The organism is Streptodolium elevatio, from assembly GCF_053592165.1.
In genome coordinates this window covers 228,640-254,336 of sequence record NZ_JBSFVE010000008.1, presented here as the reverse complement: position 1 = coordinate 254,336, position 25,697 = coordinate 228,640, and the positions used below count along the sequence as shown (strand labels likewise).

Genomic DNA, 25,697 nt, shown 5'->3' with positions numbered 1-25,697 from the left:
GTGCTCCTTAGGCGGCAGTGGCGGCGGTGGCGGCGTCCGCGGGCGCCTCGGCAGTGGCGGTTGCAGTCGGGGTGGCCGGGTTTGCGGCGGCCTTTGCGGGTGCGGCGGTGTGCGCCGCCGGGACGGGGCTGGGCACGGCGGCCAGCAGCGCCTGCGTGTACGGGTGTTGCGGATCGGCGCACAACTGCTCGGCCGGGCCGGTCTCCACGACGCGTCCGGCCCGCATGACCGCGATCCGGTGTGAGATCTGCCGCACCACGGCCAGGTCGTGCGCGATGAAGATCATCGACAGGCCCAGGTCGGCCTGCAGGTCGGCGAGCAGGTTGACCACCTGCGCCTGCACGGAGACGTCGAGCGCCGACACCGGCTCGTCGCAGATCAGCACGGTCGGCTCGGGGGCCAGAGCCCGGGCGATGCCGATGCGCTGCCTCTGGCCGCCGGAGAAGTCGCGCGGATAGCGGTCCGCGAACGAGGCGTCCAGGCCCACGCGTTCGAGCAGTTCGCCGACGCGTCGGCGGCGTTCCGCGGGGGTGCCGATGCCCTGCGACACGAGCGGGTCGGCGATGATCGCGCCGACCGTCATGCGCGGGTTCAGCGACGCGTAAGGGTCCTGGAACACCATCTGGACGTGGCGCCGCAGCTCGCGCAGGTCGCCGCGTCCCGGGTGGGTGACGTCGCGTCCCTCGAAGAGCACCCGCCCCGAGGTGGCCGGGTGCACCCCGACGACGGTGCGGACCAGCGTCGACTTGCCGGACCCGGACTCGCCGACCACGCCCAGGGTTTCCCCACGTGCCAGGTCGAGCGAGACGTCGTCGAGCGCGACGACCCGGTTGCGGCGGGAGCGGAAGACCTTGCCGAGCGAGCGGATCGAGAGGATCGGCTCGCGGTCGGCGGCGCCTTCCGCACCAACCTCGGTCCGGACCGCGTCCCGGGGCCGGGCCGTCGGCGGCGCCGCCAGTACGGGGCCGAGGGGCAGCGGCCCCTCCGACACCCAGCAGGCCACCGTACGGCCGTCCGCCACGACGCGCGGCGGCGGCTGCTCGGTGCGGCACCGGTCGGTCGCCAGGGGGCACCGGTCGGCGAAGGCGCAGCCGTCGGGCGGCGAGGCCAGGTCCGGCGGCGTGCCCGGTATGCCTTCCAGGCGCTGCCCGTACGGCGCGTCCAGCCGGGGCACGGCCCGCAACAGACCCGCTGTGTACGGATGGTGAGGCGACGTCAGGACGTCCTCGGTCCGGCCGTGTTCGACCACCCGGCCGCCGTACAACACCATGACCCGCGCCGAGGACCGTGCCACCACACCCATGTTGTGGGTGATCAGCACGGTTGCCGTGCCCAGATCCCGGGCCAGGCGCTCCAGCAGGTCGAGGATCTGCGCCTGCACGGTCGGGTCGAGCGCGGTGGTCGGTTCGTCGGCGAGGAGGATGTCCGGCTCGTTGGTCAGCGCGAGCGCGATCATGACGCGCTGCCGCATGCCGCCGGAGAACTGGTGCGGATGGTCGCGCATGCGCCGTGCGGCGTCCGGGATGCCGACCACATCGAGGAGTTCGACCGCTCGCGCGGTACGGGCCTTGCGGTCGCCGAGGCCGTGCGCGCGCATCGCCTCGTCGAGATGGCGGCCCACGGTGAGCAGCGGGTTCAGGGACGTCATCGGGTCCTGGAAGATCATCCCGATGCGCGCGCCGCGCACCCGGCGCAGCTCGGCCTCGGGCGCGGTCGCCAGATCGAACGGCGCGCCCCCGACCGGGCCGGCGCCATCCGGCCCGTCCAGCAATACCGCGCCCGCGCTGATGCGCCCGGTGGCGGGCAGCATGCGGGTCAGGGCGAGCGCGGTCGTCGACTTGCCCGAGCCCGACTCGCCGACGATGGCGAGCGTCTCGCCGCGCGCCAGGTCGAAGTCGACGCCGCGCACGGCATGCACGGGGCCGCGCTCGGAGTCGAACGTCACGTGCAGGTCGCGTACGCGCAACAACGCTTCCCCGCGGGGTACTTCGGCGGCAGGCGTGTCGGCGGCAACCGGCTTCTCGATCGAGATGGTCATCGGCGCGCTCCCCGGTTCAGTGCTTCGGCGATCAGGTTCAGGCCCACCACCAGCGCGGTGATCACCACGAGCGGGCCGAGGGCGTAGGTGGGGTGGTCCTCCAGGTAGGGCCGCGCCTCGGCGAGGATGCCGCCGAGCGAGGGGTCGGGCGGCCGGACCCCGATGCCGATGAAGCTCATCGCGCCTTCGAGGATCACCGCGATCGACATCGACACCGCGATCTGCACCACGACCGGGTCCGCCGCGTTCGGCAGCACGTGCCGGGTCAGCAGGCGCAACGGGCCGGCCCCGCCCACGCGCGCGGCGGTGGCGTACTCGCGGTCGCGGTGCACGAGGATCGCGCCGCGCAACATGCGCCCGAAGGACGGGATCTCGATGATGGTGATCACCGTGATGATCGTGGCCTTGCCCGGGCCCATGATCGCGGTGACCGTGAGGCCCAGGATCAGCCCCGGGAACGACAGCAGCAGGTCGAACAGGCGCTGCACCGCCACGTCGGCGGCGCGGTGGGTGGTAGCGACCAGTGCGAGCGAGCAGCCGATCAGCAGTCCCAGCGGGACGGCGGCGGCCACGATCAGCAGGTCGGTGCGGATGCCGTACAGCAGTCGGCTGAGCAGGTCGCGGCCGATCTCGTCGGTGCCCCACGCGTGGTCGCCGCTGCCCGGGCCGCGCAGCGCGTCGGCGGTCTGGAAGGTCGGGTCGTGCGAGGTGAGCAGCGGCGCCGCGAGGCCGGCCGCGAAGATCAGGCCGACCAGCGCCAGCCCGAACAGGCCGCGCGGGCTGAGCAGTCCGCGCAGGTAGCGGTTGCGGACCCGGCGCGGCTTCGCCGCCGCGGGCGCAACCGCTTCCGGGGTCTTGGGGGCGGGTGTTCCGGGCGTCAGTGTCTCGGTAGTCATGGCGGTCACCCCAGCCGTACGCGCGGGTCGATGAGGGCGTACGCGAGGTCGGTCAGCAACTGCACCACCACGTACACCACCACGAGGAACAGCAGCACGGCCTGGATCACCGGGTAGTCGCGCCGCGTGACGGCCTGTTCGGCGAGCATGCCGAGTCCCGGCCAGGCGAAGACCGCCTCGATGATCACCGCGCCGCCCAGCAGCACGCCGACCTGCATGCCCAGCACGGTGAGCACCGGCGGCAGCGCGTTGGGCAGCGCGTGCCGCCACAGGATGCGGCGCGGCGGGATGCCGAGTGACTTCGCGGTGCGCGCGTAGTCCTCGCCCAGCGCCTGCTGAAGGCCGTCCTTGACGTACCTGGCCAGGATCGCGGACGGCGGCAGGGCCAGGACCAGGGCGGGCATCAGCAGATACTGGAAGCCGATCTGCGGGTCGGACAGGATCGACACGTGCCCGCCGGGCGGCAGGACCGGCCAGGTGATCGCGAACACGAACACGAGCAGGAACCCGCTCACGTAGGCCGGCACGATCAGCGACACCGAGTTGACCGCCGACAGCAGCGTCTGGCCGAAGCGGTTCTTGACGGTCACCCCCAGGACCCCGAACAGCAGCCCGAGCGCGATGGTGAACACCAGGGCCCCGACGGTGAGTTCGACGGTGTTGCCGAGGCGCTGGGCGAGCAGTTCGTTCACCGAGCCGCCGATGATGTACGAGCGGCCGAAGTCGCCGCGGACGACGTCCGCGATCCACGCGCCGTACTGGGTCAACAGCGGTCGGTCCAGGCCGAGTTCGTGGCGAATCGTGCCGACGCTCTCGGGCGACGGGTCGGAGCCGGCGAGGGTCTCGGCCGGATCACCCGGGACCGCGCGCAGAATGAGGAAGATGGCGAAGGAGGCGAGCAGCAGCACCCCGAGAGCCGATGGCAGCCTTCGCACGAGATAGCCGGTCATGGTCGCAGTCCGCCCGTCACGCCAGATAGGCGTCGTCGAGGTTCAGCGCGGTGAACTCGTTCTGTGCCACGCCCTGAAGGTTGCTCGTCGCCGCGTGCAGGTTCGCCAGCACGATCAGGTCGATCACGAACTGCTGGTCGAGCAGGACCTCGCTCAGGTCCTGGTACGCCGCCTTCGCCTGCGCGCTGTCCGGGTCCGCCTGCCGCCACGCGCGCTGCACGATCTCGGTGTACCGGGGGTCGGAGAACTTCGAGGTGTTCTTCGCCTCGTTGAACGGGTACGCGCTGACCGCCAGCGTCGACGGATGCACCTGGGCGAAACCGTGCGCCCCCGCCCACAGCGCCGGCATCGTCTGGCTGATCAGCTGCGCCTGGAACTTCGCCGGGTCGAGCGGCTCCAGGGTGGTCTTGACGCCGACCTGCTGGAGGTCGAACTGGATCATCTGGGCGACCGCCGACGAGGTGCTGAGGAACGCCAGCGGCAGGTCGAGGTTGGCCGCGCCGGCCTCGGCGAGCAGCGCCTTGGCCCGCGCCGGGTCGTGCGGGTAGCGGCGCGCGGTCGCGTCCGAGTAGGCGGGCGAGGACTTGGGCCACGGCGCGGACGACGCGAGACCGTAGCCGCCCAGGCCCTGCTGGAGGATGCGGTCGCGGTCCACCGCGAACGAGATGGCCTGGCGCACCCGCTTGTCGTCCAGCGGCTTGACCGTCACGTTCGCGCCGATGTAGATCGCGCCGCCGCCGGTGTCGAACTCCTGGATGGTGAACTGGCCGTCGGACTTGATCGGGGCGATGTCCCGGCCGCTGAGGCCCAGGGCGAGCTGGATCTGCTTGCCGCGCAGCGCCGAGAGGAGCGAGTCGGCCTGCGGGATGATCCGTACCTCGACATTGTCGAAGTACGGCCGCTCGGGCACAAAGTACTCCGGGTTCTTGGCGAACGAGATCGAGGCGCCCGGCGTCCAGTTCTTGAAGACGAACGGGCCGGTGCCGATCAGCTTCTTGCCGGTCACCGCGTCCTCTACGGACTCCCGGTCGGTGATGAACATGAACTCGAAGAGGTCGAACAGATTGCTCACCGGGTGTGCGAGCTTGAGCGTCAGCTCGGTCGGGCTGATGACGGTGATGTCCGAGACCACCGCGGCGGTCGCCCGCAATTGCGCGCTGCGCTTGGGGTCCTTGAGATTGTTGACGGCGAACACCACGTCCTCGGCGGTGAACGGGCGCCCGGAATGGAACTTCACGCCCTCGCGCAGTTGGAACGTGACACTGGTGCCGTCCGGCGCTATCTGCCACGACTTCGCCAACTGCGGCTGCGGCCTCAGGTCGTTGTCGTACGAGGTCAGCGTGTTGAACACCAGCCGGGCCAGTGCGGTGAACGAGTTCTGCGTGAAGAGCAGTGCGGGCGTGAAATCGACCAGGCTGCCTATTTGCAGCGTCCCGCCCTTCTTGGGGGCGCCGCTCGCCCCGGCGGGCGTCGACTTGTTCTCGTCGACCGCCGACTTGCACCCGGCCAGACCCAGCAGAACGGCACCGGCCCCGGCGGCGCGCAAGAGGGTCCGGCGACTGGTGGCAAGGGAGGATACGGACATGGCGAAGCTCCTCTGAGCGGTTCGAGGCAAAGTGGGGGTCGAGGTGGGCGGCAGTTGCAGGGAAAGCCGGTCGCGGTGAAAGGCGGTCGCGGTGAAAGGCGTCGCAGTCAACGGCGTCGCAGTCAACGGCGGTCGCGGGGATTCAGGGCAGCGGCGGACGCGCCTGCGGGGAAACCACCGCATGCGGAAGCCGAAAAGGGCGGGGGACGGCGCGGCTAATGCGCCGGATACCCGGGAAAGGAAGAAGGGTCAGCGGCCGTGTCGCGGCGGTGAACCCTCGGGGAAACCGTTAGCGGACGGCACAGATGGCGCCGGCGACTCGACAGAAGTCGATGTGGCGGCGCGAAACGAGGGCCTGGGAGGCCCTGCCGGGGCGGCGGTCCGAACTCACGTCGTCGACTGTGTCAGGAACCGGTTAATCGGGTCAACGATCGCGGCATTCCGTCTTGCCACGTGGACACTTGTTAACAAGTTGTTGCGGCCCGGGAGTTCGTCATTCCGGGGTGGTCACGAAATCGATGATCTCCTCGACCCGGCCGAGCAGCGCGGGCTCCAGATCCCGGTACGAGTCGACGTGCGACAGGATCCAGCGCCACGTTTCGCCGGTGGACGTGGCACGGCCCAGCGCCGCGTTCACGCCGTCCTTCCACACCACCCCGCGCGGCACCTCGGGCCACGTGCCGATACCCAGCACCGACGGTTTGACCGCCTGCCAGATGTCGATGAACGGGTGTCCGGTGACCAGCACATCGGCCCCGTACTGCCCCGCGGCCACCTCGGCGGCGATCCGGCTCTCCTTCGAGCCCGACACCAAGTGGTCGACCAGCACGCCCAGCCGGCGGCCGGGACCGGGGCGGAACTCGCGTACCACCGCCGGGAGGTCGTCGACGCCTTCCAGGAACTCCACGACCACGCCCTCGATGCGCAGGTCGTCGCCCCACACGCGCTCGACCAACTCCGCGTCGTGCCGGCCTTCGACATAGATGCGCCCGGCGCGTGCCACCCGCGCCTTCGCGCCGTGCACCGCGACCGAGCCCGAGGCGGTACGCGTCGGCCGGGCCGGTGCCGCCTGCGCCGCACGCGGCCGCACCAGCGTGACGACGGCGCCGTCCACCATGAACCCGCGAGGCTCCATCGGGAACACCCGCAGCTTGCCGTGCCGGTCCTCCAGCGTGACGGTGAACCCCTCCGGGGTCTTCTCCACCCGCACCACCGCGCCGCAGAACCCGGTCTCGACCTCCTCGACCACCAGGTCCCGGTCGGCCGCCACCTCGGGGACCGCCTTGGGCTTCTTCCACGGCGGTGTCAGATCGGGCCCGTAACTCCTGCTGCGCATAGCGACCGACGCTAGCGGTCCGGCCGCCGTCACCCGTTCAGGCGCGCCGACCGCGCACGTACGCCAACTGGCGTTCGGCGAAGTCCCGGTCCACCAGGGCGCCGTGCCCGGGCACCAGCACGCTCGCCGGCAGCTCCAACACCCGCTCCAGGGCACCCGGCCACTCGTCCGGGTACGAGTCGGGACCGTACGACGGCGGCGCCGACTCCTCCAGCAGGTCCCCGGCGACCAGCAGGTCCGCGTCCGGGACGTGGACCACCACGTCGCACCCGGTGTGGCCGCGCCCCGGCGCGTACACCTCGGCCCCGACGACCCCGAGCGGCAGCGACCCGTCGTGCGGGACCAGGACCGTGGGCGGGACAATACGTACCGCGGCCATGTCGTCCGCGGGCATGCCGTAGCGCAGCGCGTCGGCGCGGCCCCGCTCGCCCCACTCGGCCAGATAGGGCGGCAGGGCCTCGTGGCCCACGATTTCGACGTCCGGGAACTGCCGTAGGACTTCTGCGTTGCCATAGCAGTGGTCGAAGTGACCGTGTGTGTTCACCACTGCCAGCGCGCGATAGGGGAGGCCGTGCTCCGAGAGCATGCGCTCGAGGCCCGCGAGGAGCCCGCGCGTCTCGCGTTCGTACGAGCCGGTGTCGACGAGGGCGAAGCCCTCGGGGCCCGCCACCGCCACGACGTTCAGGTCCAGTTCGGGCAGCCGCGCGACGAACACCCCGGGTGCCACAGGGCCCCAACGCGTCCATTCGTCATGTTCCGCGTGTACCATCCTGCGACCCTTCCACAGACGGCAGGGTACGGACGCATCGGCGTCGCCGTACACTGGCACTCCAGCAAGCGGAGTGCCAGGCAGGTCAGGGAGGTGCGCACGGTGCTCGACGACCGCAAGCTCGACGTGCTGCGCGCCATCGTGCAGGACTACGTGGCGACTCACGAGCCCGTCGGATCCAAAGCGCTCGCGGAACGGCACAACCTCGGGGTCTCCCCGGCGACCATCCGCAACGACATGGCCGCGCTGGAGGAGGAGGGGTACATCACCCAGCCCCACACCAGCGCGGGCCGCGTACCCACCGACAAGGGCTACCGGCTCTTCGTCGACCGGCTCGCGGGCATCAAGCCGCTGTCCACGCCCGAGCGCCGGGCGATCCAGCTCTTCCTGGACGGCGCCGTGGACCTCGACGACGTGGTCGGCCGCACCGTGCGCCTCCTCGCCCAGCTGACCCACCAGGTCGCCGTGGTGCAGTACCCGTCCCTCACCCGGTCCACCATCCGGCACGTCGAGCTGCTGACCCTGGCACCGACCCGGATCATGCTCGTGCTCATCACCAACACCGGGCGGGTCGAGCAGCGCGTGCTGGACGCACCCGGCCCGATCGGCGACACCCTGCTCGCCGACCTCCGCGGCCGGATCAACGGCGTCGTCGTCGGCAGGCGCTTCGCCGACGTCGCCCTGCTGGTGCAGGACCTCGGCGAGTCCTTCACGGCCGAGGAGCGGCCGATCGTCACCACAGTCCTCGCCGCCCTGCTCGACACCCTCGTGGAGCAGCAGGAAGAGCGGGTCGTCCTCGCGGGAACCGCGAACCTCACCCGGTTCGGCACCGACTTCCCGATGACGATCCGCCCGGTACTCGAGGCCCTGGAGGAGCACGTCGTGCTCCTGCGCCTGCTCGGGGAGGCCACCGAGCCTGCCATGGTGGTGCGTATCGGCCACGAGAACATGCACGAGGGACTGGCCGCCACCTCGGTGGTGTCCGTCGGGTACGGCAGCGGGGACGAGGCCCTCGCCAAACTCGGCGTGCTCGGGCCGACCAGGATGGACTACCCCGGAACGATGGGAGCGGTACGCGCCGTGGCACGGTACGTCGGACAGATTCTCGCGGAGTCGTAGTTGACCACTGATTACTACGAGGTCCTGGGTGTTCGGCGCGACGCCACGCCCGAGGAGATCAAGAAGGCCTTCCGCCGCCTCGCCCGTGAACTGCACCCGGATGTGAATCCGGACCCCAAGACGCAAGAGCGCTTCAAGGAGATCAACGCCGCCTACGAGGTCCTCTCGGACCCGCAGAAGCGGCAGATGTACGACCTCGGCGGCGACCCGCTTGGCGGCGCGGGGGCCGGGCCCGGCGGCGGCTTCGGCGCGGGCTTCGGCTTCAGCGACATCATGGACGCGTTCTTCGGCCAGGCGAGCCAGCGCGGCCCGCGCTCGCGCACCCGCCGCGGCCAGGACGCCATGATCCGCATCGAGGTGCAGTTGGAGGAGGCGGCGTTCGGCACGACCCGGGAGATCCAGGTCGACACCGCGGTCACCTGCAACACCTGCAACGGCGAGGGCGCCGCTCCCGGCACCACCGCGCAGACGTGCGACATGTGCCGGGGCCGCGGCGAGGTCAGCCAGGTCACACGGTCGTTCCTCGGCCAGGTCATGACGTCGCGCCCGTGCCCGCAGTGCCAGGGCTTCGGCACCGTGGTGCCGACCCCGTGCCCGGAGTGCGCGGGCGACGGACGCGTACGCGCGCGCCGCACGCTCACCGTCAAGATCCCGGCGGGCGTCGACTCCGGCACGCGCATCCAGCTCGCGGGCGAGGGCGAGGTCGGCCCGGGCGGCGGCCCGGCCGGCGACCTCTACGTCGAGATCGCCGAGGTCCCGCACCCGACGTTCCAGCGCCGGGGCGACGACCTGCACTGCACGGTCACCATCCCGATGACGGCCGCGGCCCTGGGCACGAAGGTGCCGCTGGAGACGCTGGACGGCGTCGCGGAGATCGACATCAGGCCGGGGACCCAGTCCGGGCAGTCCATCCCGCTGCACGGCAGGGGCATCACGCACCTGCGGGGCGGCGGCCGGGGCGACCTCCTGGTGCACGTCGAGGTGCAGACGCCCTCGAAGCTCGACCCGGAGCAGGAGGAACTCCTGCGCAGACTCGCCAAGTTGCGGGCCGAGGAGCGGCCCCAGGGGCAGTTCTCGCCGGGGCAGCAGGGGTTGTTCTCCCGCCTGAAGGACGCCTTCAACGGGCGCTGAGGCGAACCGGCGCCACGCTGCGGAACGGCACAGCGCGGACACCGCCACGGCACGAACAGGCGCCAACAGGCACCTACAGCACGGCACACACGGTACGGAGCGAGGGACGGGTCCTGCGGGCCCGTCCCTCGGCTGTTTGCGGGCGGGCGGCGCGCAGCCGGGGCCGTGGGGCCGTGGGGTCGGGCGGTGCGGCCGAGGCGGCGTGCGGCGGCACGACGCGGTCCGGCGCGCGCGGGGCGTGGTCCGTGGCTTCCGGGCCGGTGCCGGGCGTACGGTCGTGTCACGCGGGTGACCCCAGTGACCGGGAGGTGCGGCAGTGGACGCCGGATCGCGGATCGAGTGGCCGGTGCGGCTGCCGCTCGTACAGGCACCGATGGCGGGCGGGGCGTCCGGGCCACCGCTGGCGGCGGCGGTGTGCGGTGCGGGCGCCCTCGGGTTCCTCGCGGCGGGCTACAAGACCGCGGAGGCGATGACCGCCGAGATCGCCGAGCTGCGCGCGGCCACGGGACTGCCGTTCGGCGTCAACCTGTTCGTGCCGGGAGAGGCCGCCGAGGCGGCCGAGGGCGCCGCCGCCGGGCAGGTCGGGGCGTACCGCGACCGCCTGGCACCGGAGGCCGCGCGACTGGGCGTGGCGCTCGGCGAGGTTCCGCCGCACGGACTCGACGACGACTGGGACGCCAAGGTCGCCGCTCTCCTGGCCGATCCCGTCGCGGTGGTGTCGTTCACCTTCGGCTGCCCTGACCGCGGCGTGCTCGCGGACTTCCGGGCCCGGGGCACGGCCACAGCCGTCACGGTGACCACACCCGAGGAGGCGGAACGCGCCGCCGCGGCCGGGCCGGACCTGCTGATCGTGCAGGGCGTCGAAGCCGGCGCCCACCAAGGGCGGTGGGACAACGACGCCGAGGCCGACACCGAGCCGTACGGCCTGCTCGCCCTGCTCGGACTCGTGCGCGCGGTCACCACCCTGCCGACCGTCGCCGCGGGCGGGATCATGACCGGCGAGCAGGTGGCGGCCGTGCTCGCGGCCGGAGCCGTCGCGGCCCAACTGGGCACGGCCTTCCTGCGCTGCCCGGAGAGCGGCGCCCCGGCGCCGTACAAGGCCGCGCTGGCCGACGCGCGCTACGACCGCACACGCCTCACCCGGGCTTTCTCCGGCCGCCCGGCCCGCGGTCTGGTCAACGGGTTCCTCGCCCGCAACGACGCGTACGCACCGGCCGCCTACCCCGAAGTGCACTACGCCACGGCGACGTTGCGGCGCGCCTCGGCCGCGGCGGGAGACCCCGAGGCGATGGCGTTGTGGGCCGGGCAGGGCTGGCGCCTCGCGCGCGACGAGCCCGCGGCAGCTGTGGTGAAGCGCCTGGCCGACGAGCTGGCCGGGGCACGAGAGGATTGACCCGACCCGCCGCCCGCGGCACCCCCAAGCCCGCGGCACCGCCCACGCCCTCGGAGCCGATCCCATGAGCGCCCCCGTCTTCCTCACGGACGACCCCGCCCTCCGCACCGCCCGCCGGGTGGTCCTCGACGGGGCGGAAGGCCGGCACGCCGTCACCGTGCGGCGCATCGCGGTCGGCGAGGAAGTCGTCCTCACCGACGGGCGCGGCGTCGCGGTACGCGGCACCGTCGCCGCCGTCGAGGGCAAGGACACGCTGCACGTCGACGTCGGCGAGCGCACAGAGGAGCCGCCGCCCGCACCCCGCATCGTCGTCGTCCAGGCGCTGCCCAAGGGGGACCGCGGCGAGCTGGCCGTCGAGACCATGACCGAGGTCGGCGTCGACGTGGTCGTCCCGTGGGCGGCCTCCCGGTGCATCACCCAGTGGAAGGGCGAGCGCGGCGCCAAGTCGCTCGCCAAGTGGCGGTCCACCGCACGCGAGGCCGGCAAGCAGGCGCGGCGCGTACATCTGCCGGACGTCACTGAGCTCATGACGACGCGTCAGGTCGCGGGCATGCTGCGGGACGCGGCGTTCGCGGGGGTGCTGCACGAGGCCGCCGCGGACCCGATCGCGGCGGTCGAGGTGCCGGCGGACGGCGACGTCGTCCTCGTCGTGGGGCCGGAGGGCGGCGTCAGCCCGGAAGAGCTCGCGGTCTTCGCGGAGGCGGGCGCCGGGGCGTACCGGCTCGGCCCGACCGTGCTGCGCACGTCGACGGCAGGCGTGTCGGCGGCTTCCGTACTGATGGCCGCGTCGGGCCGCTGGGCCTGAAGCCCGGCCCCGCCGCGGCCAGCCGATACGATCGCGCCCAACCAGCATCCAGATGGAGGTACGCATGGCGGCCGGGGAAGCCCAGGCGGACTGCCTGTTCTGCAAGATCGTGGCCGGGGACGTCCCCGCCACGGTGGTCCGCGAGACGAAGGACTTCGTCGCCTTCCGCGACATCAACCCGCAGGCGCCCACGCACATCCTCGTCATCCCGCGCGCCCACTACCCGAACGCCGGCGAACTGGGCGTGGCCGAGCCGGAGTTGGCGGGCACGCTGCTCGCCGAGGCGGCCGCGGTGGCGGCCGGCGAGGGCATCGACGAAACCGGCTACCGCGTCGTCTTCAACACGGGCGCGGGCGCGGGACAGACGGTCTTCCACGTACACGCCCACGTGATGGGCGGCCGCGGCCTCACCTGGCCCCCGGGGTAACCCCCTCGGACGGGCCGACGACAACCGCCCTGCCGTCCGGGTCGCGCAACGTACGCCGGCCCGGCGGCAGCCCGGCGCCGTCGACCACCAGGCCGATCCGCAGCGCGCCGGTGACGCGCGCCGGGGTCGCCGGATAGATCTCGAACACCCCGCCCCCGTCCAGGACCGCGGCGTAATGCTCATGACCCTTGCCGTGCCGCTCGGGCGTGAACTCCAGGCCCAGGCCCGCGTAGAACTCGCGGCACGCCTCGACGCGCGTCGTGTAGACGACGATCGAATCCACGCGGGCGCCCGGCATGCCGCGACCTTACCGAGCGCCGGAGAATGGGCGCATGTCCGTACGCGAACTCGTCGTCCTCGGCACCGCCAGCCAGGCGCCCACCCGGCACCGCAACCACAACGGCTACCTGCTGCGCTGGGACCGCGAGGGCATCCTGTTCGACCCGGGCGAGGGCACCCAGCGGCAGATGCTGTACGCCGGAGTCGCGGCCACCGACATCACCCGCATCTGCGTCACCCACTTCCACGGCGACCACTGCCTCGGCCTGCCGGGCGTCATCCAGCGCATCAACCTCGACCGGGTGCCGCACGAGGTCACGGCGTACTTCCCGGCGTCCGGGCAGCACTTCTTCGACCGGCTGCACCATGCCAGCGCCTTCCACGAGGCCGCGACACTGCGCGAACACCCGCTCGCCGGCGAGGCGGCAATCGCACCCCTGACGGATCTCACGCTGGAGGCGCGGCGCCTGTCGCACCCGGTCGAGTCGTACGGCTTCCGCCTGGTGGAACCCGACGGCCGCCGCATGCTCCCCGAACGCCTGCGCGAACTCGGCATCGCCGGCCCGGACGTCGGCCGCCTGCAACGCGAGGGCGCCGTCGAGGCCGCGGGCCGCGTCGTCACCGTCGACGAGGTGAGCGAAATCCGCCGCGGCCAGAAGTTCGCGTTCATCATGGACACCCGCCGCTGCGACGCCGTGGCCGAACTCGCACACGACACCGACATGCTGGTGTGCGAGTCCACGTTCCTCGACGCGGACGCCGACCTCGCCAAGGCACACGGCCACATGACCGCCGGCGAGGCCGCCGCCACCGCCCGCGAGGCCGGTGCGCGCCTGCTGGTCCTCACCCACTTCTCGCAGCGTTACCCCGACCCCGCCGCATTCCTCGCCGACGCCCGCCGCCACTTCGACGGTGAGATCGCCGTAGCCGCCGACCTGGACCGAATCCCCCTCCCCAAACGCCGCTGACCCCCGCCCGGCCCCGCCGCGGCCGGGTGGCCGGAAAGCATGATCATCGGGGCGAAAACCTCAAGAGCGCGACAAGGGCAAAGAGCTACCATTGCCCCAGGACACAACTGTCACCCCGAGCAACGGAAAGTAGGCGTGATCAGGCCGTCAGGCCGCCCATGGCTTCCACACGACACGCTCGCGGCACCGGGCACAACGGCAACGGCAACGAGCCCACCGGCGCCGCACAGCCCGAGGAGCAGGGCCGGGAGCAGGCCCAGGCAAAGATCGTGATCCCGGCGAAGCACCCGATGGTCGCGCTGCTCGGCTCCGGCGACTCCCTGCTCCGGGTGATCGAGGACGCGTTCCCCGACGTCGACATCCACGTGCGCGGCAACGAGGTCAACACCACCGGCCCCGTCGACGACATCGAACTCGTCAAGCGCCTGTTCGACGAGATGATGCTCGTCCTGCGCACCGGCCAGCCGCTCAGCGCCGAAGCCGTGGAGCGCTCCATCGCGATGCTCCGCTCCGGCGGCGACGCGGGCCCGGCCGAGGTGCTCACCCTCAACATCCTGTCGAACCGCGGCCGCACGATCCGTCCCAAGACGCTCAACCAGAAGCGCTACGTCGACGCGATCGACCGCCACACCATCGTCTTCGGCATCGGCCCGGCCGGTACCGGCAAGACCTACCTCGCCATGGCCAAGGCCGTCCAGGCGCTGCAGATGAAGCAGGTCAACCGCATCATCCTGACGCGCCCCGCGGTCGAGGCCGGCGAACGCCTCGGCTTCCTGCCCGGCACCCTGTACGAGAAGATCGACCCGTACCTGCGCCCGCTCTACGACGCGCTGCACGACATGATCGACCCCGACTCCATCCCCCGCCTCATGGCCGCCGGCACCATCGAAGTAGCCCCCCTCGCATACATGAGGGGTAGGACCCTTAATGATGCGTTCATCATTTTGGACGAGGCGCAGAACACCTCGGCCGAGCAGATGAAGATGTTCCTGACGCGGCTCGGGTTCGGGTCGAAGATCGTGGTCACGGGTGACGTGACGCAGGTCGACCTGCCGAACGGGACGGAGAGCGGGCTGCGGGTGGTGCAGCGGATCCTGGACGGCGTGGACGACATCGCGTTCTGCCCGCTGAGCAGCCAGGACGTCGTGCGGCACCAGCTGGTCGGGCGGATCGTCGACGCGTACGGCAGGTTCGACGCCGAGCGCCAGCGGGACGAGGTACCGCGTTCGCGCGGGCGTCGCGGGCAGATCCACAGCACCACCAGCACGAGCAACGCAGAACGGGATGTGAACTGACGGCCATGTCCATCGACATCGCCAACGAGTCCGGGTACGAGCTCGACGAGCACGGCATCGTGGACGTGGCCCGCTTCACCCTCGACAGGATGCGCATCCACCCGCTCGCCGAGCTGTCCGTCGTCATCGTCGACGAGGCCGCCATGGAGCAGCTGCACATCACGTGGATGGACCTGCCGGGGCCGACGGACGTCATGTCCTTCCCGATGGACGAGCTGCGTCCCGGGAAGGACAACGAGGACCCGCCGCAGGGACTGCTCGGCGACGTGGTCCTGTGCCCGGAGGTCGCGGCCCGCCAGGCCAAGGCCGCCGGGCACTCGACGGACGACGAACTGCAGTTGCTCACCGTGCACGGGGTGCTGCACCTGCTCGGCTACGACCACGCCGAGCCCGACGAGGAGCGCGAGATGTTCGGTCTCCAGCGCGAGATCCTCGACGCGTGGCGCGAACGGCGCGGCGCGGCCTCCTGATGCCCGGTCAGAGACGGAAGGTCGGACGGAAGGACGGGGCACGCGGTGTCCTCTGACGAGGTCTTCCGGCTCGTCGTCGGGGCGGTCGTCCTCGTCGTCGTGGCCGGGCTGTTCGCGTGCCTGGAGGCGGCCCTCGCGCGTATCTCGCGTCCGCGGGTCGAGGAGCTGGTACGCACCGGCCGGCGCGGCGCCGAGCGCCTGCTCACGGTCGTCCGGGACCCCGCGCGCTACCTCAACCTGGCGCTGCTGATCCGGGTCGCCTGCGAGGTCTCCGCGGCCGTGTTGGTGTCGGTCGTCTTCTACGACGGTTTCGACGCGACGTGGCAGGCGGTACTGGCGTCCATCGGCGTGATGGTGGTGGTGTCGTACGTCGTCATCGGCGTCTCACCGCGCACCATCGGCCGCCAGCACCCCATCGCGGTCGGCATCGCGGGTGCGCCCGTGCTGATTGTGCTGGCCCGCATTCTGGGGCCGCTGCCGCCGCTGCTGATCCTGATCGGCAACGCGGTCACGCCCGGAAAGGGCTACCGCGAAGGGCCGTTCGCGTCCGAGGCGGAGCTGCGCGCGTTCGTGGACCTCGCCGAGAAGGAGTCGCTGATCGAGGACGAGGAGCGCAAGCTCCTGCACTCGGTGCTCGAACTCGGCGACACCATCGTGCGCGAGGTCATGGTGCCGCGTCCGGACATGGTGTTCATCGAGCGGCACAAGACGGTGCGGCAGGCGCTGCGCCTCGCGCTGCGCAGCGGCTATTCGCGCGTCCCGGTGATCGGCGAGAACGAGGACGACGTCGTCGGCATCGTCTACCTGAAGGACCTGGCCGAGCACGCGGTCGGCGGCGCCGACGACCGGTGGGCGCACGAACAGGTCGAGTCGCTCATGCGGCAGGCGACGTTCGTGCCGGACAGCAAACCGGCCGACGACCTGCTGCGCGAGATGCAGGCGAGCCGCACCCACATGGTCATCGTCGTCGACGAATACGGCGGTACGGCCGGGCTGGTCACGATCGAGGACATCCTCGAGGAGATCGTCGGCGAGATCACCGACGAGTACGACCGCGAGACGAACCCGGTCGAGGATCTGGGCGACGGCCGCTTCCGGGTGACCGCGCGCCTGCCGGTCGACGAACTGGGCGACCTGTTCGGCCTGGAGCTGGACGACGAGGACGTCGAGACGGTCGCCGGGCTGCTTGCCAAGCAGCTCGGCCGGGTGCCGATCCCGGGGGCGACGGCGGAGGTCGAGGGGCTGCGGCTGACCGCCGACCGGCCGTCGGGGCGCCGCAACCAGGTCGGCACGATCGTCGTCGGGCGGGCGCCGCGTCCGGAGAGCCGTGACGGTGACGACGAGGGCGACGACGCGGACTGACGTACGGCGGGCCTGCGGACCCCGTACCTTCGTTCGCGGGGGTACGCATTCGCCGACGGACCGGGGGGTTCACCGTGCGCACGATCAGGCTGTCCCGATTCGGGACGCCAGGCTTGGGCATCGCGCTGCTGGGCGTTGTGCTCCTGGGAGCGAGCGCCTGCGACAGCGACAGCGGGGGTGGCGGCGCCGAGGCCACGGCGGGGCAGGTGACGGGCGTACCGGGGCCGACCGTGGACCCGGAGGCGGGCACCCCGGTCCCGCCGAAGAGCGAGCCGACGCCGGTCAGGCCGGTCGTGACGGGCAAGCCCGGTGAGGGCAAGGGCAGTTCGCTGCCCGGGAAGCCGTCGGCGCCGCCGACCGGACCCGCGACGGCGCCTCAACTGACCGCCGCACTGCTGGCGCAGGCCGAACTGGCCGCGACCGGACTGCGGGTCGACGGGCCCGACCGGGCCAAAGACACGGCCCCGAACCCGGACCCGCCGCCTGCGGTTCCGGCGGTGGACCGGCCCGAGTGCGCGGTGTTCGCACAGGTGTCGGTGTTCGACGGCGGCGCTCCGGAGGCGTGGGCGCACCGCGAGTACGCGGACGCGGCCAAGCCCGGTGGGGCGCGCCTGGGTGTGACGCTCTCCAGCCACCGCGACGACCGCGGTGCGGCGCTGCTGCCCGCCTTGGACCGGGCCATGGCCGGGTGTTCGGCGGAGTTCGCGGTGCGTGCCGGGGGACCGGCTCCTGAGCAGTGGTCGGTGGCTCCCGTAGACGGCGCGCCGCTGGCGGGGGACGAGACGACGGCCTACCGGGTGACCGTGCGGACCGGGACGGAGACGCGCGTCGAGACGGTGGTGCTCGTCCGGTTCGGGGCGACGACGGCGCAGTTCGTGTATCCGGGCGACGCGGCGCCGGATGCCGCACCGTACGCGGCGGTCATCACCGGCCAGGTGCAGAAGGCCCGGGCGCTGCTCGGGCGGTGAGCCCCGAACGGGCGGGCGCAACAAGCGGGCGGCAGCCGTCACGGCGGCGTGTCGGGTCGGTAACAGGCACTGGAAATTCGCGTCCCGACCGGTAGCTTCTTCCGTATACCGACGACGCGGCGGTCCGGACCAGGGGGGTACGGGCCGCGGTATCGCGTCGCACACGACACCGAACTGGGGGGTTCACGGTGCGTACACGCACGTCCCGTACCACGCGCAAGTCCGTCAAGCTCGCGATCGCCTTTCCGCTGGTGGCGCTCGGCCTCTCGGGGCTCACCGCCTGCGAGTTCGGCTCGGACGACAAGGCCGACGCGACCAAGTCGACGGCGTCCGCCTCGGGCGCCGACAAGGCGACCGACAAGGCGAGCGGCAAGCCGAGCGGCAAGGACGACCCGAAGGCGACCGCGAAGCCGACCGGAAAGCCGACCGGGAAGGACACCAAGCCCGCGGCCGGCGCCCCGGCGAGCGACGAACTCGTCGACGCGCTGCTCAACGCGCAGGAGGTGCCCGCCGGTTACACGGCGGGCGAGGCCGACACGGACATGGACGACGGCACGCTCGACCCCGACTCGGTCGTGTCGGACCCGCGCTGCACGACGCTGCTGACCGGCAGCGCGGGCTCGACCGCCAAGGCGGAGCGGGAGTTCACGAAGGAGACGCTCGACGCGGACGACCAGGAAGGCGTCATCGTCACCCTGATCAGCGACGCCCCGGACGAACTGCAGAAGGACTTCGACGAGTACACCAAGGCCCTGAAGGCCTGTCCCTCGTTCAGCGAGAAGACCGGCAACGAGTCGTGGGAGTACGAGATCACCGAGGTGCGCCTCGGCACGCACGGTGACGACAGCGTCAGCTACCGCCTGAAGGTCTCGTCCGACGGCCAGGTGCGCAGCTACGGGTACGTCATGGCCTCGCGCCACGGCGCCGTCGGTGTCACGGTCGCCGCGCACTCGACGTACACCGAGCCGGACGCGCCGACCCAGTTCGTCACCGGGCAGATCCAGAAGGTCGAGGAAATGGGCTGACCGTGCGCGGGAACGGCCCGCCGCCCCGCCGGGTTCGCCGGCGTACCGCCCCGGGAGCAACGTCCGCGTTGTCCCGGGGCGGTACTGTGCCCGGGATCCATCCCGGTGAGCAGGAGGAACGATGAGCGGCACGACCGTCGACCCCGAGGACGCCAAGATCGTCACGCTGGCGCGTTCGGCCCGGGCGCGCAACGGCGCGTCCGAGGGGGCCGCGGTGCGCGACGAGACGGGGCGGACGTACGTCGCCTCGACCGTCGACCTGCCCTCGCTGCGCCTCACCGCGCTGCAGACCGCGGTTGCCATGGCCGTGGCCGGCGGTGCCCGCGGGCTGGAGGCCGCCGCAGTAGTCGGCAAGGCGGAGGCGGTCGCGGCGGAGGACCGGGAGGTCGTACGCGATCTCGGCGGCGCCGGCACGCCCATCCACCTTGCGGGGCCCGACGGGAAGGTCGCGGCCACCGTCGAGGTGTGACGCGCGCCACGGGCGGGCGCCGCGTCAGATTCGGCCGACCAGTAGGATCACGCCGCCGCAGGGTGCGCGTGCGCGCGCGGAATCTGGGCTGACGAAACGTCAGAATTGGGGACGGAATGGCTGCCGAATCGGAACAGGCGGACGAATCGGGCGGGTTGCCGACGCCCGACTCTTCGCCTGTAGTGGCCGGTGCGGACAACGCGAGCAATACGGACGACCCGGACGGCACCATGCGTGAGGGCAACACAGATGGCACGGACACCGCCGGCGCCGACGACGTGCACCACGCCGACGGCACTGACAACGCGTCAGAAGTCCCAGAGCTGTCCGACGCGGCGGACACGTCCGACGACGGCGGGGAGATCCGCCCCGAGGACGTCCGCGAGGGCGTCGTCGACCTCGTCGCCTACGCCGTCGGCGCGGTGGCCCTCATCCTGCTCGGCTACTTCACCCAGCGCGACGTCCTGACCTGGACGCGCGGGCCGTTCACGGTCGTCGTCATCATCATGGCGGTCCACTGGGTGGGCCGCCGCGTCCAGGCCCGGCGCGAGAAGGTGGGGGGTGCCCGGTGAGCTGGGCTGCGCACGAACTGGAGAGCTACGTCCTCCAGAAGCACATCAAGACCAAGGTGTCGTTCCTGGCCATCCTGCTCGGCTGCTTCTGGCCGGACATGATCTCCAAGGGCACCGTCTACGGCTTCGACGCCTTCGGGTTCAGCTTCCACCCCAAGAACCCCGACCTGTACCACCGCGGTTGGCCAGGCGTCGGGTTCACGCACTCGCTCATGTACGGCGTGGTCATCTCGCTGATCGTGCTGTGGGTCTTCAAGAGCCGCGCGTGGGCGCTCGGCCTGCTCATCGGCCACTGGGCACACGTCTTCACCGACATCTGCGACAGCGTCGGCGTCATGCTGTTCTTCCCGTTCAGCACGCAGAACTACTCGATCGGCATGTGGGCGTACGCCGCCCAGCAGGGCCGCTACGGCGACGCATCCGCGTACTACTCCAGCCTCGGCGGCGTCTGGGACCTGTTCTGGCTCGGCATGGTGCTGCTGAGCTGGAAGGTGCTGACCCGCAATTACTTCTTCACCAAGGTCGTCGCCGACGACCCGGTGTGGCCGTGGTTCAAGCGCCGCCTGAAGATGTCCGAAGTGCTGATGCTGGCGCTGTACCGGGCGTACTTCCTGTACGGCGCCTGCCGGATATTCGCCTGGTTCTTCTGGTCGCGGTTCGTCGACAAGGCTCCGCTCGACCTGAGTTGGGGCGGTCCGTACTGGGTCGAGAAGGTGCACGCCAAGTACCCGCCGATCGGCGAACTGCTGCTGCGCAGCACCCTCGGCGCGGCCGGCCTCGCCGCGTCGATGTGGGTGCTGTGGATGGTCGTCGGCCGCCGTCTGTGGGGACGTGCCGAGAAGCACGAGAAGGCGAGGGCGCTGGCGAACGCGAAGCGTGCGTCGCAGGTGCCGCGGCAGAAGAGCGGTCGGGACATGGCCGGGGCTAAGGGACAATGAGACCCATGAGTGATCGCCCCACCCCCTCCGCCGCCACGCGCGGCGCGGTCCACCGCAGTGGCTTCGCGTGCTTCGTCGGCCGCCCCAACGCGGGCAAGTCCACGCTGACGAACGCGCTGGTCGGCACGAAGGTGGCGATCACCTCGGGGCGTCCGCAGACCACCCGGCACACGGTGCGCGGCATCGTGCACCGCCCGGACGCGCAGCTCGTCCTCGTCGACACCCCCGGCCTGCACAAGCCCCGCACGCTTCTCGGCCAGCGCCTCAACGACCTCGTGCGCACCACGTGGGCGGAGGTCGACATCATCGGCTTCTGCCTGCCCGCGGACCAGAAGGTGGGCCCCGGCGACCGCTTCATCGCGAAGGAGCTCGCGGAGGTCCGCAAGACGCCGAAGGTCGCGGTCGTCACCAAGACCGACCTGGTGGACAAGAAGACGCTCGCCGAGCAGTTGGTCGCGGTCCAGCAGATGGCCACCGACCTCGGCTTCGAATGGGCCGAGATCATCCCGGTGTCGGCCGTGTCGGGGGCCCAGGTGGGGCTGGTCGCGGACCTCCTCGCGAAGCTGCTCCCGGAGGGCCCGCCGCTGTACCCGGACGGCGAACTGACGGACGAGCCGGAGCAGATCATGGCCGCCGAGCTGATCCGCGAGGCGGCGCTCGAAGGCGTACGCGACGAACTCCCGCACTCCCTCGCGGTGGTCATCGAGGAGATGATCCCGCGCGAGGACCGCCCGGCCGACAAGCCGCTGCTGGACGTACACGCCTATCTGTACGTGGAACGCCCCAGCCAGAAGGCGATTGTCATCGGCGCCAAGGGCGCGCGGCTGAAGGACGTGGGCACGCGGGCGCGCAAGCAGATCGAGGCGCTTCTCGGCACGCCGGTCTACCTGGACCTGCACGTGAAGGTGGCCAAGGACTGGCAGCGCGACCCGAAGCAGTTGCGCCGACTCGGCTTCTGACCGGCGGCCGGGACAGGATCCGGAACAGGGAAAGGCGCCGCCCTCCAAGGGGAGGTGAAGGCGGCGCCGGTGTCTCTCCACGACCATTCTCACCCGGATACGTGTAAAGGGCACGTGAGCGTGGCGCAATCCACACCCCGAGGTCGTCCGGGGCGCCCACGGTGGAGGCGGATGTGCAATCGGGGACGGGGGTCGGGTAGGGTGTCGGGCATCATGCGTCAGTGGCAGCTTCTTCTTAGCCGCCGCGGCGAGGGCTCGCCCAGCTGAACACAACGGGCCGGCCTCCCTCGCCGCGGGGTTGAGGCATTGCCTGTTACGGATTCGCGCCGGCCTATCGAGTCCCACGACCACGCCAGCCGACGCGTTGCGCAGCCGCAGCGCCCAGTCTTCTCCGAGGAGCCTGCCGCATGTCCTCCATCAACCGTGCCACTCCCATCACGGCCGCCACTGTCACCCAGAAGCCGTCGGGGATGCCGATCCACAAGTACGCGCCGTTCCAGGGCGTGCACCTGCCGGACCGCACGTGGCCCACGAAGACCATCACCGCGGCGCCGCGCTGGCTGTCCACCGACCTGCGGGACGGCAACCAGGCGCTGATCGACCCGATGAGTCCGGCGCGCAAGCGGACCATGTTCGACCTGCTGGTACGCATGGGCTACAAGGAGATCGAGGTCGGCTTCCCGGCCGCGTCGCAGACCGACTTCGATTTCATCCGCAGCATCATCGAGGAAGGCGCGGTCCCCGAGGACGTCACCATCTCGGTGCTGACCCAGGCCCGCGAGGAACTGATCGAGCGGACGGTCGAGTCCCTGGTCGGTTCGCCGCGCGCGACCGTGCACCTGTACAACGCCACCGCGCCGATCTTCCGCCGCGTGGTGTTCAACGTCGACCGCGACCAGTGCAAGGCGATCGCCGTCGAGGGCACCGAGCACGTCATGCGCTTCGCGGAGAAGCACCTGGGCGCCGAGACGGTCTTCGGCTACGAGTACTCGCCCGAGATCTTCATCGACACCGAGATGGACTTCGCGCTGGACGTCTGCGAGTCGGTCATGGACGTCTGGCAGCCCGAGGCGGGCCGCGAGATCATCCTGAACCTGCCCGCGACGATCGAGCGTTCGACGCCGAACGTGTACGCGGACCAGATCGAGTGGATGAGCCGCAACCTGACCCGCCGCGAGCACATCGCCATCTCCGTGCACCCGCACAACGACCGGGGTGCCGCGGTGGCCGCCTCCGAGCTGGCCGTCATGGCCGGTGCGGACCGTGTCGAGGGTTGCCTGTTCGGACACGGCGAGCGCACCGGGAACGTCGACCTGGTGACGCTGGGCATGAACCTGTTCAGCCAGGGCATCGACCCGATGATCGACTTCTCGGAGATCGACGAGATCCGCCGCACCGTCGAGTACTGCACGCAGCTGCCGGTGCACCCGCGGCACCCGTACGCCGGCGACCTGGTCTACACGGCGTTCTCCGGATCGCACCAGGACGCGATCAAGAAGGGCTTCGAGGCCCTGGAGCGCGACGCCGCGGAGGCGGGCAAGTCGGTCGACGAGATCATGTGGGGCGTGCCGTACCTGCCGATCGACCCGAAGGACGTCGGCCGCACCTACGAGGCGGTCATCCGGGTCAACAGCCAGTCCGGCAAGGGCGGCGTGGCGTACGTGATGAAGGCCGACCACAAGATGGACCTGCCGCGCCGCCTGCAGATCGAGTTCTCGCGCATCATCCAGGGCAAGACCGACAGTGAGGGCGGCGAGGTCACCCCGGCGCAGATCTGGTCGGTGTTCCAGGACGAGTACCTGCCGACGCCGGACGCGCCGTGGGGCCGTCTGGGGCTCTCCTCGCACCAGACGTCCTCGGTCGACAACGACAAGGACGCGCTGTCGGTCGACATGACCGTGGACGGCGCCGCGCAGACGCTGGAGGGTGTCGGCAACGGCCCGATCGACGCGTTCGTACGGGCGCTGGGCGGCATCGGCTTCGACGTCCGCGTGCTGGACTACACCGAGCACGCGATGAGCGGCGGCGAGGACGCGCGGGCCGTGGCGTACGTCGAGTGCGCCGTCGACGGCCAGGTGCTGTGGGGTGTGGGCGTCGACGAGAACATCGTGCGCGCCTCGCTGAAGGCGGTCGTGAGCGCGGTCAACCGGTCGGCGCGCCAGGCCGGTTGAGGTCGGCCGAGGCAAGCGGGTTCAGCGACGGGTTGAGACAAGCGGGTTGAGACAAGCAGGTTGAGGCGGCGGTCCCGGTTTCCGGGGCCGCCGCCTCGGCGTTCGGAGTGGTGGGCCGCGGTGGGCCGGGGAGCCGGCCGCGGTGAGACCTTGAGCGGGCCGCGGTAAGTCGCTGAGCCCCAAGTGCCCCTTGTGTCACGGGAGTAGCACGCATGCCACGCGTACTGTAGCTCTCTGTGCCCAAGTGATGACGTGCCGTGAAAACTGTGCCAGTATCGAACGCGGGAACGCGTTGGCGCGTCGCGGCCGAGGGGTGCAGGGGAGCCACGCCATGGTGGTCATCGTGGGGGTCCGGACACTGCGGACAGTGCTCGACGACGGTGAGTTCTTCTGCCCGGAGTGCGGCGGCGACCGGCGCTACCAATACGGCGTGGGACGGCGCTTCCTGGTCGTGTTCGGCATATCTGTGCTCCCGTTGTCCCGCTCGGCGGGAAGCGTCGAATGCGCGGTGTGCCGCGTGGCGTTCGACCGTACGGTGCTCGAAGTGCCCACCGGGCGAAGACTCACCGTGCTGCTCCGGGACGTGACGCGCGCACTGGCGGTCGGCGCGCTGGTCGCGGGCGGCGAGTCGTCGCCGGCCGCGCGGGCGGCCGCGATTGCGGCGGTGCGCGAGGTGGGGGTGTTGGCGTACACCGACGAACTGCTCGGCGCCGACCTGTACGCGCACATAGGTGACGACGACGCGGCGGAGGCACTTGCCGCGCTGGCGGACCACTTGGCACCCGAAGGGCGTGCGCGATTGGTCGCGGTGGGCGCGCGCGTGGCCCTGGCCGACGGGCCGTACCGCACGCTGGAACTGGACATGCTGCTGTCGGCCGGCGCGCGGCTCGGGCTCACGCGGGACGAGGTGGACCGGGTGCTCGACGAGGCCGCGGGGCACATGCCGCTGTGAGGGCGGGGCCCTCGGCGGAACACCTGTCGGTCCCGGGAGTCAATAATGGGGGCATGGGTCTCTACCGCGACGAGGGTGTTGTGCTGCGCACCCAGAAGTTGGGTGAGGCGGACCGCATCATCACCCTGCTGACGCGCGGGCACGGCCGCATAAGGGCCGTGGCGCGGGGGGTACGCCGCACGAAGTCGAAGTTCGGCGCGCGCGTCGAGCCGTTCGCGCACGTCGACGCGCAGTTCTTCGTCAAGGGCAGCGACTTCCCCGGGCGCGGGCTGCCGGCGATCACGCAGGTGGAGACACTGGGGGCGTACGGCGGCGGGCTGGTCTCGGACTACCCGGCGTACACCGCGGGGACCGCGATCCTGGAGACCGCCGAGCGGCTCACCGACCACGAGGGGGAGCCCGCCCTCCAGCAGTACCTGCTGCTCATCGGGGCGCTGCGCACCCTCGGGGCCAAGTCCCACGAGCCCGCCCTGGTGCTCGACGCCTTCCTGCTGCGCTCGCTCGCGGTCGCCGGGTACGCGCCGAGCTTCGCCGACTGCGCGCGCTGCGGGCTCACCGGCCCGCACCGGTTCTTCTCCGTCGCGGGCGGCGGCGTAGTGTGCGGGGACTGCCGCCCGGCCGGATCCGTCGTACCCTCTCCCGAGGCCCTCGACCTGCTCGGCGCACTACTGACCGGGGACTGGGCCGGTGCCGACGCGAGCGAGCCGCGGTACCGGCGCGAGGGCAGTGGCCTGGTGGCCGCGTATCTGCAATGGCACTTGGAGCGGGGAATCCGCTCGTTGAGACTGGTGGAGCGATCATCGTGAGTCAGGCACGCGGC

Annotated in this window: 26 protein-coding genes; 18 read left to right on the top strand and 8 right to left on the bottom strand. The window is 71.3% G+C overall.

Annotated features, from left to right (window positions below):
- Nucleotides 1–7: 7 nt before the first annotated feature.
- From ACWD12_RS17445 to ACWD12_RS17415, 7 genes are all read right to left on the bottom strand, one after another.
- The gene (locus tag ACWD12_RS17445) at nucleotides 8–2,038 is read right to left on the bottom strand and encodes an ABC transporter ATP-binding protein (RefSeq protein WP_450100218.1); all 2,031 of its coding nucleotides are present in this window, start codon (nucleotides 2,036–2,038) and stop codon (nucleotides 8–10) included.
- Nucleotides 2,035–2,934, bottom strand: coding sequence for an ABC transporter permease (locus ACWD12_RS17440; protein ID WP_450100217.1), 900 nt, complete (start codon nucleotides 2,932–2,934; stop codon nucleotides 2,035–2,037). The genes ACWD12_RS17445 and ACWD12_RS17440 overlap by 4 nt, the downstream gene beginning before the upstream one ends.
- A 5-nt stretch (nucleotides 2,935–2,939) precedes the next feature.
- A complete protein-coding gene (locus ACWD12_RS17435) occupies nucleotides 2,940–3,884 on the bottom strand; it encodes an ABC transporter permease (RefSeq protein WP_450100216.1) in 945 nt (314 codons plus the stop codon).
- 16 nt (nucleotides 3,885–3,900) lie between these two features.
- Nucleotides 3,901–5,469, bottom strand: coding sequence for an ABC transporter substrate-binding protein (locus ACWD12_RS17430; RefSeq protein ID WP_450100215.1), 1,569 nt, complete (start codon nucleotides 5,467–5,469; stop codon nucleotides 3,901–3,903).
- A gap of 289 nt (nucleotides 5,470–5,758) precedes the next feature.
- Nucleotides 5,759–5,860: a putative leader peptide gene (locus tag ACWD12_RS17425; RefSeq protein ID WP_358352930.1), complete on the bottom strand. Its 102-nt coding sequence runs from the start codon at nucleotides 5,858–5,860 to the stop codon at nucleotides 5,759–5,761.
- A gap of 102 nt (nucleotides 5,861–5,962) precedes the next feature.
- Nucleotides 5,963–6,805 (bottom strand): DUF3097 domain-containing protein, encoded by an 843-nt coding sequence (locus tag ACWD12_RS17420; RefSeq protein WP_450100214.1) that lies wholly within the window; start codon nucleotides 6,803–6,805, stop codon nucleotides 5,963–5,965.
- 37 nt (nucleotides 6,806–6,842) lie between these two features.
- The gene (locus tag ACWD12_RS17415) at nucleotides 6,843–7,532 is read right to left on the bottom strand and encodes an MBL fold metallo-hydrolase (protein ID WP_450100213.1); all 690 of its coding nucleotides are present in this window, start codon (nucleotides 7,530–7,532) and stop codon (nucleotides 6,843–6,845) included.
- A gap of 144 nt (nucleotides 7,533–7,676) precedes the next feature.
- Here ACWD12_RS17415 and hrcA point away from each other — a divergent pair, with 144 nt between their 5' ends.
- The 5 genes from hrcA to ACWD12_RS17390 all read left to right on the top strand — a co-directional run bounded on the left by hrcA (nucleotide 7,677) and on the right by ACWD12_RS17390 (nucleotide 12,449).
- On the top strand, nucleotides 7,677–8,693 hold the full coding sequence (gene hrcA, locus ACWD12_RS17410; protein WP_358352924.1) for a heat-inducible transcriptional repressor HrcA: 1,017 nt from the start codon (nucleotides 7,677–7,679) through the stop codon (nucleotides 8,691–8,693).
- A complete protein-coding gene (dnaJ, locus tag ACWD12_RS17405; RefSeq protein ID WP_358352923.1) occupies nucleotides 8,694–9,824 on the top strand; it encodes a molecular chaperone DnaJ in 1,131 nt (376 codons plus the stop codon).
- 316 nt (nucleotides 9,825–10,140) lie between these two features.
- The gene (locus ACWD12_RS17400) at nucleotides 10,141–11,217 is read left to right on the top strand and encodes a nitronate monooxygenase (protein WP_450100212.1); all 1,077 of its coding nucleotides are present in this window, start codon (nucleotides 10,141–10,143) and stop codon (nucleotides 11,215–11,217) included.
- A gap of 64 nt (nucleotides 11,218–11,281) precedes the next feature.
- Entirely contained in the window at nucleotides 11,282–12,022 is a 741-nt protein-coding gene (locus ACWD12_RS17395; RefSeq protein ID WP_450100211.1) for a 16S rRNA (uracil(1498)-N(3))-methyltransferase, read from the top strand.
- Between the two features lie 64 nt (nucleotides 12,023–12,086).
- Nucleotides 12,087–12,449, top strand: a complete 363-nt coding sequence (locus ACWD12_RS17390; protein ID WP_450100210.1) for a histidine triad nucleotide-binding protein — start codon at nucleotides 12,087–12,089, stop codon at nucleotides 12,447–12,449.
- Here ACWD12_RS17390 and ACWD12_RS17385 read toward each other — a convergent pair.
- Nucleotides 12,430–12,747: a hypothetical protein gene (locus ACWD12_RS17385; protein ID WP_450100209.1), complete on the bottom strand. Its 318-nt coding sequence runs from the start codon at nucleotides 12,745–12,747 to the stop codon at nucleotides 12,430–12,432. The genes ACWD12_RS17390 and ACWD12_RS17385 overlap by 20 nt on opposite strands.
- 34 nt (nucleotides 12,748–12,781) lie before the next feature.
- On the opposite strand from ACWD12_RS17385, the gene ACWD12_RS17380 reads away from it, so the two are divergent.
- The 13 genes from ACWD12_RS17380 to recO all read left to right on the top strand — a co-directional run bounded on the left by ACWD12_RS17380 (nucleotide 12,782) and on the right by recO (nucleotide 25,683).
- Nucleotides 12,782–13,696 carry a ribonuclease Z gene (locus tag ACWD12_RS17380; protein WP_450100208.1) on the top strand — a complete coding sequence of 305 codons (915 nt, stop codon included), beginning with the start codon at nucleotides 12,782–12,784 and terminating at the stop codon, nucleotides 13,694–13,696.
- Between the two features lie 158 nt (nucleotides 13,697–13,854).
- Entirely contained in the window at nucleotides 13,855–14,991 is a 1,137-nt protein-coding gene (locus tag ACWD12_RS17375; protein ID WP_450100207.1) for a PhoH family protein, read from the top strand.
- Between the two features lie 5 nt (nucleotides 14,992–14,996).
- On the top strand, nucleotides 14,997–15,461 hold the full coding sequence (gene ybeY, locus ACWD12_RS17370; RefSeq protein ID WP_358352912.1) for an rRNA maturation RNase YbeY: 465 nt from the start codon (nucleotides 14,997–14,999) through the stop codon (nucleotides 15,459–15,461).
- Nucleotides 15,462–15,506: 45 nt separating this feature from the next.
- Nucleotides 15,507–16,823: a hemolysin family protein gene (locus tag ACWD12_RS17365; RefSeq protein WP_450100206.1), complete on the top strand. Its 1,317-nt coding sequence runs from the start codon at nucleotides 15,507–15,509 to the stop codon at nucleotides 16,821–16,823.
- A gap of 74 nt (nucleotides 16,824–16,897) precedes the next feature.
- On the top strand, nucleotides 16,898–17,791 hold the full coding sequence (locus ACWD12_RS17360) for a hypothetical protein (protein ID WP_450100205.1): 894 nt from the start codon (nucleotides 16,898–16,900) through the stop codon (nucleotides 17,789–17,791).
- Nucleotides 17,792–17,979: 188 nt separating this feature from the next.
- Entirely contained in the window at nucleotides 17,980–18,816 is an 837-nt protein-coding gene (locus ACWD12_RS17355; protein WP_450100204.1) for a hypothetical protein, read from the top strand.
- Nucleotides 18,817–18,937: 121 nt separating this feature from the next.
- Nucleotides 18,938–19,285 (top strand): cytidine deaminase, encoded by a 348-nt coding sequence (locus ACWD12_RS17350; RefSeq protein ID WP_358352905.1) that lies wholly within the window; start codon nucleotides 18,938–18,940, stop codon nucleotides 19,283–19,285.
- Nucleotides 19,286–19,401: 116 nt separating this feature from the next.
- The gene (locus ACWD12_RS17345; RefSeq protein ID WP_450100203.1) at nucleotides 19,402–19,857 is read left to right on the top strand and encodes a hypothetical protein; all 456 of its coding nucleotides are present in this window, start codon (nucleotides 19,402–19,404) and stop codon (nucleotides 19,855–19,857) included.
- Nucleotides 19,854–20,795 carry a metal-dependent hydrolase gene (locus ACWD12_RS17340; RefSeq protein WP_358352902.1) on the top strand — a complete coding sequence of 314 codons (942 nt, stop codon included), beginning with the start codon at nucleotides 19,854–19,856 and terminating at the stop codon, nucleotides 20,793–20,795. The genes ACWD12_RS17345 and ACWD12_RS17340 overlap by 4 nt, the downstream gene beginning before the upstream one ends.
- A complete protein-coding gene (gene era / locus ACWD12_RS17335) occupies nucleotides 20,792–21,754 on the top strand; it encodes a GTPase Era (protein WP_358352900.1) in 963 nt (320 codons plus the stop codon). Before ACWD12_RS17340 ends, era begins: the two co-directional genes overlap by 4 nt.
- Before the next feature lie 407 nt (nucleotides 21,755–22,161).
- Complete coding sequence (gene leuA, locus ACWD12_RS17330; RefSeq protein WP_358352898.1) at nucleotides 22,162–23,925, top strand: 2-isopropylmalate synthase; 1,764 nt, start codon at nucleotides 22,162–22,164, stop codon at nucleotides 23,923–23,925.
- 331 nt (nucleotides 23,926–24,256) lie between these two features.
- Entirely contained in the window at nucleotides 24,257–24,877 is a 621-nt protein-coding gene (locus tag ACWD12_RS17325) for a TerB family tellurite resistance protein (protein ID WP_450100202.1), read from the top strand.
- Between the two features lie 53 nt (nucleotides 24,878–24,930).
- The gene (gene recO, locus ACWD12_RS17320; RefSeq protein WP_358352894.1) at nucleotides 24,931–25,683 is read left to right on the top strand and encodes a DNA repair protein RecO; all 753 of its coding nucleotides are present in this window, start codon (nucleotides 24,931–24,933) and stop codon (nucleotides 25,681–25,683) included.
- Nucleotides 25,684–25,697 lie beyond the last annotated feature (14 nt).

Coding starts and splice junctions, on each gene's coding strand:
- recO (WP_358352894.1), top strand. CDS start 24,931: ATGGGTCTCTACCGCGACGAGGGTGTTGTGCTGCGCACCCAGAAGTTG.
- ACWD12_RS17445 (WP_450100218.1), bottom strand. CDS start 2,038: ATGACCATCTCGATCGAGAAGCCGGTTGCCGCCGACACGCCTGCCGCC.
- ACWD12_RS17435 (WP_450100216.1), bottom strand. CDS start 3,884: ATGACCGGCTATCTCGTGCGAAGGCTGCCATCGGCTCTCGGGGTGCTG.
- ACWD12_RS17420 (WP_450100214.1), bottom strand. CDS start 6,805: ATGCGCAGCAGGAGTTACGGGCCCGATCTGACACCGCCGTGGAAGAAG.
- ACWD12_RS17430 (WP_450100215.1), bottom strand. CDS start 5,469: ATGTCCGTATCCTCCCTTGCCACCAGTCGCCGGACCCTCTTGCGCGCC.
- era (WP_358352900.1), top strand. CDS start 20,792: ATGAGACCCATGAGTGATCGCCCCACCCCCTCCGCCGCCACGCGCGGC.
- ACWD12_RS17390 (WP_450100210.1), top strand. CDS start 12,087: ATGGCGGCCGGGGAAGCCCAGGCGGACTGCCTGTTCTGCAAGATCGTG.
- leuA (WP_358352898.1), top strand. CDS start 22,162: ATGTCCTCCATCAACCGTGCCACTCCCATCACGGCCGCCACTGTCACC.
- ACWD12_RS17375 (WP_450100207.1), top strand. CDS start 13,855: ATGGCTTCCACACGACACGCTCGCGGCACCGGGCACAACGGCAACGGC.
- ACWD12_RS17345 (WP_450100203.1), top strand. CDS start 19,402: ATGGCTGCCGAATCGGAACAGGCGGACGAATCGGGCGGGTTGCCGACG.
- ACWD12_RS17395 (WP_450100211.1), top strand. CDS start 11,282: ATGAGCGCCCCCGTCTTCCTCACGGACGACCCCGCCCTCCGCACCGCC.
- ACWD12_RS17380 (WP_450100208.1), top strand. CDS start 12,782: ATGTCCGTACGCGAACTCGTCGTCCTCGGCACCGCCAGCCAGGCGCCC.
- ACWD12_RS17325 (WP_450100202.1), top strand. CDS start 24,257: ATGGTGGTCATCGTGGGGGTCCGGACACTGCGGACAGTGCTCGACGAC.
- ACWD12_RS17440 (WP_450100217.1), bottom strand. CDS start 2,934: ATGACTACCGAGACACTGACGCCCGGAACACCCGCCCCCAAGACCCCG.
- ACWD12_RS17385 (WP_450100209.1), bottom strand. CDS start 12,747: ATGCCGGGCGCCCGCGTGGATTCGATCGTCGTCTACACGACGCGCGTC.
- ACWD12_RS17350 (WP_358352905.1), top strand. CDS start 18,938: ATGAGCGGCACGACCGTCGACCCCGAGGACGCCAAGATCGTCACGCTG.
- ybeY (WP_358352912.1), top strand. CDS start 14,997: ATGTCCATCGACATCGCCAACGAGTCCGGGTACGAGCTCGACGAGCAC.